Source organism: Microcystis sp. M_QC_C_20170808_M3Col, assembly GCF_007095505.1.
Classification (GTDB): domain Bacteria; phylum Cyanobacteriota; class Cyanobacteriia; order Cyanobacteriales; family Microcystaceae; genus Microcystis.
Map to the genome: position 1 here is coordinate 1 of NZ_SFBY01000390.1, position 5,431 is coordinate 5,431.

At 41.6% G+C, this 5,431-nt stretch carries 5 protein-coding genes and 2 pseudogenes; 5 read left to right on the forward strand and 2 right to left on the reverse strand.

All coding sequences use genetic code 11. The features are described from left to right. Positions 1-381 precede the first annotated feature (381 nt). Complete coding sequence (locus tag EWV84_RS17945) at positions 382-834, forward strand: DUF29 domain-containing protein (RefSeq protein WP_287079118.1); 453 nt, start codon at positions 382-384, stop codon at positions 832-834. Positions 835-874: 40 nt separating this feature from the next. On the opposite strand, the gene larC is transcribed toward EWV84_RS17945, so the two are convergent. Then, on the reverse strand, positions 875-2,131 hold the full coding sequence (larC, locus tag EWV84_RS17950; protein WP_287079119.1) for a nickel pincer cofactor biosynthesis protein LarC: 1,257 nt from the start codon (positions 2,129-2,131) through the stop codon (positions 875-877). Here larC and EWV84_RS17955 point away from each other — a divergent pair. Together EWV84_RS17955 and EWV84_RS17960 are read left to right on the forward strand one after the other, a co-directional pair. Next, positions 2,108-2,749, forward strand: coding sequence for an L-threonylcarbamoyladenylate synthase (locus tag EWV84_RS17955; protein WP_190718528.1), 642 nt, complete (start codon positions 2,108-2,110; stop codon positions 2,747-2,749). The two genes, larC and EWV84_RS17955, sit on opposite strands and share 24 nt — an antisense overlap. Positions 2,750-3,132: 383 nt before the next feature. Beyond that, entirely contained in the window at positions 3,133-3,543 is a 411-nt protein-coding gene (locus tag EWV84_RS17960; RefSeq protein WP_286826446.1) for an Hsp20/alpha crystallin family protein, read from the forward strand. A gap of 58 nt (positions 3,544-3,601) precedes the next feature. On the opposite strand, the gene hpf is transcribed toward EWV84_RS17960, so the two are convergent. Then, complete coding sequence (hpf, locus tag EWV84_RS17965; RefSeq protein ID WP_287079120.1) at positions 3,602-4,201, reverse strand: ribosome hibernation-promoting factor, HPF/YfiA family; 600 nt, start codon at positions 4,199-4,201, stop codon at positions 3,602-3,604. 486 nt (positions 4,202-4,687) lie between these two features. On the opposite strand from hpf, the pseudogene EWV84_RS17970 reads away from it, so the two are divergent. Together EWV84_RS17970 and EWV84_RS17975 are read left to right on the forward strand one after the other, a co-directional pair. Continuing rightward, positions 4,688-4,831: pseudogene (locus EWV84_RS17970) on the forward strand (lipoyl(octanoyl) transferase LipB); the annotation flags it as partial. A gap of 120 nt (positions 4,832-4,951) precedes the next feature. After that, positions 4,952-5,284: pseudogene (locus tag EWV84_RS17975) on the forward strand (IS4/Tn5 family transposase DNA-binding protein); the annotation flags it as partial. Positions 5,285-5,431 lie beyond the last annotated feature (147 nt).

The following is a 5,431-nucleotide window of genomic DNA, read 5'->3' on the forward strand; positions in this document are numbered from 1 at the left end:
TTCTGATAACTCGTTGTCAGTATCTCGAAACAATGACTAATGAAATTAAAAACTTGACTAACTATCATTGGCTAACTTATGACTGATTGTTATCAGCTTTTCAAAACAGGATTTAGTATAAGATAGGCACAACGTAAAGATAGAATAGAAGAAACGTTCTCATTTTGCCACGGTGCGCCCGAAAGTTTAACCCGCTTTCCAATTTGTTTAATCCCCGATTCAATCGCGCCTGAACCTAGGAAAGAAACTCGTTCTTTCTCTGCTGCCCCGGGAGAGTCCTTCCACAGAGTCAATGTTACTGACTGCTTGATACCTCCCCTGAACGGTTACAGTTAAGAGAGTGGTGCGTTACCACCCACTTCTAAATGGGATATTATCAACATGAAAACTAAATTATCTCAGCTTTATGAAACTGATTTTAATTTGTGGATTGAGCAAACCGTAAATCACTTAAAAAAGGGGAATTTAGAGTCCCTTGATTTAGATAACTTAATCGAAGAAATATCCGATATGGGACGTAATAATAGACGGGAGATATTCGGCCGTTTAAAAGTTCTCTTGATGCACTTACTTAAATGGCAATATCAACCGGAAAAACGGACTAATAGCTGGATAAATACCATTGATGAGCAAAGAGAACAATTAGAGCTTATTTTAAGGGATAGTCCTAGCTTAAAACCCTATTTAGCAGATATTTTCGCAGAATGTTATCAAAAAGCAGTGCGAGGGACGGTAAATGAAACTAATTTACCAAAAGAAACTTTTCCAGTTGATTGTCCTTTTAGCCAAGAACAGGTTTTAAATTGTGATTATTTTCCTGAAAATACCTTTTGAACAATGAATCTGGCAGTTTTATGAGAAAATCGCCCTGCTGTCAAGACTGATTTTTTTCTTGCCAAATAGCTAAGGCCATTTGATGAACAAATCGCCAAGGTAGATGATGCTGACGGGCAATAGCGGCACAATCTTCGTATTCTGGTTGTACGGTAATCGGTTGATTAATTGACTCTTTGTAGGCAACTTTTAGCCGAATTTGACCATAGACAGTATCGATCGATTGTATCTCTCTTTTTAAGATTGATCGCTCTTGAATCGTCCTTCTAATGCCTAAAGTTGTGGTTTCTTGAAAGATCATATTTTCACAAATAGCAATTTTATCCAAGCCACAAATTACTGTCAAAAGTATTCCCAAACGAGATTTTTTCATAGTAATTGCTTGACTAAATACATCTAAAGCCCCCGCTTGTAATAAAGCCTCGCTTAAGTAGGCGATCGCTTGCGGATTTAAGTCATCAATTTGAGTTTCTAAAACTGCCACAGTTTCGATTTCATCTAGCTTTTCTGGTTCTTTTTTCCCTAACCAAAGCCGGACAAGATTGGGAATCGGTAAATCTTTTGTCCCTGCCCCTAAACCGACCTTTTCTAACTGTATTTTGGGCGGTTTACCGAAACTTTTAGCTAAAGTTGTCACAATAGCTGCCCCCGTGGGTGTTACTAACTCCGCTGCGATGCCATTACTATAAATTGGTACTTGTCGATTACTTAACAATTGTACTACTGCTGGCACGGGAACCGGTAAACGACCATGGGCGGCCTGAACTGTACCGCCGCCGGTGGGGAGAGAAGAACAGTATAATTCACTCACCGATAGCCAATCCAAACCCAAACAAGTCCCGACGATATCAATAATGGCATCGGTTGCCCCCACTTCGTGAAAATGGACTTTTTCTGGCGCGATCCCGTGAACGGCTCCCTCTGCGATCGCAAGTTGTTGAAAAACCGCTAAACTCCATTCTCGGACTTTCTGGGGTAAATTTGCCTGTTTGATTAAATTTTCAATCTCCGGTAAATGGCGAGCGGGGGTATGATGGTGATGGTGGTGATGATGATCGGACTTCTCGGCAGTGACATCGACGTGAACCTTAGTAGCAATTTGACCGCGACGATGCACTTTTTCGGCCCTTAACTGATATTCATCCTCAATTCCTAAAGTTTTTAGTTGTGCAATCAGGTATTCTAAGGGGACTCCTAAATCTACTAATGCCCCTAAACACATATCCCCGGCGATTCCCGTGGGACAATCCCAATAGGCGACGATTTTGCTATCATGGCTACTATTTACTCTCTCCATCCCGAAAATCCCCAACAACGTTCTATCCAAGAAATCTGTCATGCCCTTAAAAATGGGGCAATTATGCTTTATCCTACCGATACTGTCTATGCGATCGGTTGCGATCTCAATGTGAAATCTGCCGTCGAACGAGTTCGCCAAATCAAGCAACTATCTAATGATAAACCCTTGACGTTTCTCTGTTCTTCTTTGTCGAATATTTCCGAGTACGCAGTGGTCAGCGATCATGCCTATAAGATTATGCGACGAGTCATACCCGGTCCCTACACTTTTCTCTTACCGGCGACTAAATTAGTGCCGAAAGTGGTGATGAATCCAAAGCGGAAAACCACCGGTATCCGGGTTCCCGATCACGTTATCTGTCGCACTATTCTCGAAACCCTAGAAAATCCCATTATCTCTAGTTCTGCCCATCTTCCCGATCAGGAGGGGGATTTTCCCACCAAGGGATTAGAAACTGCTAGGTTATTCGATGCCCTCGATCATATCGTTGATTTAATTATCGAAGATGGTTCTGCTCCCGGTTCGGAAGTGTCAACAATTGTTGATTTTACCGGCGATCAACCGGATATCGTGCGTCAGGGTTTGGGTTGGCCGGAATTACAACAATGGTTATAACAGTTATAGCAGTTATCTTAATGGTGAGGTACGAAGTCTCTGGTTTTAGGGAACAGGCAACAGGCAACAGGCAACAGTAGCTGGTCGTCTGGGGATGATACCAAATTAGGTTACACTTCATCTTTATGAGAAACGCTGTATTTTAGCCGTCAGCCGTCGGTTTTTTGCTCCCCACACCCCACACCCCACACCCCACACCCCACACCCCACAACTTCCCACTTGCCACTTGCCACTGATAACTGATAACTGATAACTGATAACTGATAACTGTATCGGTTATTGCGACTTTTTATTTCCTGAAAACCGCCTTGTGGAAGTCAAGTTAGTTGCTTAAGATGGAGATAATCGCAGTCAGAGAAAACCTCTCAAGGAAATTATTACTATGGCTTTCACTCTTTATTCTCCCTTCCTAGAAATTAATTCTGTCCAACGTCAAATCGATCAACTTTTTCAAGAAGTATTACCGACAACTTCATTGGTATCTCGTCCCCCGGTGGAAATCTCCGTTAACGAGGATTCCGTGGAATTAAAAATCGAATTACCCGGTATGGATATTAAAGATATCGATGTGGAGGTTAGCAAGCAAATGGTGGCTATTAATGGGCAACGTGAATGCGCTGCCGAGGTAAAAGACAGCGAATTTTATTATGGTAAATTTAGTCGCTTGATTACCCTGCCAGTAGAGGTGCAAAATAGCCAAGTTACCGCTAACTATCAAGACGGTATTCTTTATCTCACCCTCCCGAAAGCGGCGGCAGAAAAAAATAAAGTGGTTAAAGTTAATCTTGGTTAGATGAGAAAAAGACTGGAGAATTTCTCCAGTCTTTGGTTTTATTTGTAGTCGCTAACTGTTAATGGAGTTCTTTGCCATTTAGGTTGACGGGACGGGGTTGAATAACACCAAAACCGCCGTGATTGCGTTGATAGATAACGTTGATTTCGTTAGTGTCTTTGTTGCAGAACATAAAGAAATCGTGATCGACTAATTGCAATTGTGTTAGTGCTTCCTCAATAGTCATCGGTGGCATGGCAAAGTATTTCATCCGCACTACTTCCGCAGGTAATTCGGGAGTGCGATCGCCAATTAGGTTATCATCTAAGGGTTTCTCTTGCACCACCTCGCTAGTTTTAACGGTGGCGTGGGTGCGATGATCCACCAATCTTTCTTTATACTTGCGGAGTTGACGAGCGATTTTATCAGAAACTAAATCAATACTCGCGTACAAATTTTCGCTGCCTTCTTGAGCGCGAATCACTGTTCCATTAGCATAAACCGTTACCTCCGCTTTATGACGATCGGGAATGCGTGCATTCTTTTCCACGGAGAGGTGAACATCGACCTTTGTGGTTATGCCGTTAAAATGTTTCACCGCTTTCTCCAGCTTTTGTTCCACATAATCATGAATAGGTTCGGTGACAGCGATATTATTGCCCTGAATCAATAGCTTCATACTCACTACTCCATCTAAAAATTTTGCTATGGACTGCCCACATCAACTATTTTTAAGGGATGTTGATGCCAGGAATTTAATCCTCAAAAAAACTGCTCGATCGCGCTGTTGATTGAAAGTCAATTAGAGGTCACAGTCTAGATATTGTCGGTGTTCTCGTTCTCTTTTTTTTGTCGGATCGCACGGAAAATTCATCGGGTCGAGCGCCTATTTGCAACTGGATTTATCTACCTCTATTCTAACAAGTTTCTCTAAACCTTCTCTTAACAGAAATGCGAAGTTCTGTTAACTTTCATTTAAAGAAACTGATTTTTGCCGCCAGCAAGGGAATCCGGTGATTGTTTCTCCCGTTCGACGGTTAACCTCGGAATAGATGGGATAACCTTAGATTAGCACTTAGTATTCTCCCCAACATCTATATCTTCCCTTCTTTTAATTTTCCTTTGCGCTCCTTCACATTTCTTAAATAATTTGACAAATCTCGCAATGAATGCTCAAAAAATACCTCGTCCCTGTGGGCTAAAAATTCGGGCAATTACGCCCTATTCTTTGGCAACAGCGATCGCTGGTGGGGCGAGAATTGCTAATCCCGACTTACCTGATATCCTGCTAATACTCGAACAGCCCCCGTTTATACCCTATCCATTAGTCAGATCTTTCTTAACAAAAAGAGAAGAAACTTAAAAAAAAGGGAAACGATTGATAGGTATAGTTTTGAAAGAAGGAATCAAGGTCCAGGTGAGCAAAAAAATGGAGAAATGGGCAGCCCAAGAATTACAGTATGCAGACCTAGGGGACAGGAGAAGAAAGAAAAGGTTAATCAGTATCGTGGAAAACTTGGCCAGCCAATTTAGTACAAGTGTGCCATAAGCTTCGGGAAATCTAGCGGCAGCGAGTGCCACCTATGACTTTTGGAATTCCCCCTATTTTCACCCCTCAGATATAATTGCCGCCCAAGCTAAAAGTACAGTAGAAAGAATCAAAGAACATCCAATAGTTTTGGCAGTGCAAGACACAACAAGTTTAGACTTTACGACACAAAAAGCCAAAAAAGGAATGGGTTATCTAGATTGTAAAACCTCCGGCTCTTCGGTAATTGTTATGCAAATAATGGCTCTTCGGTAATTGTTATGCAAATAATTAACTTAAAATAAAATTCGATGAGAGTACCTACGCTCAAAAATAGCTGAAACCCATACAGGCAAAAATTTTAGGCACAAACAGGTTAAT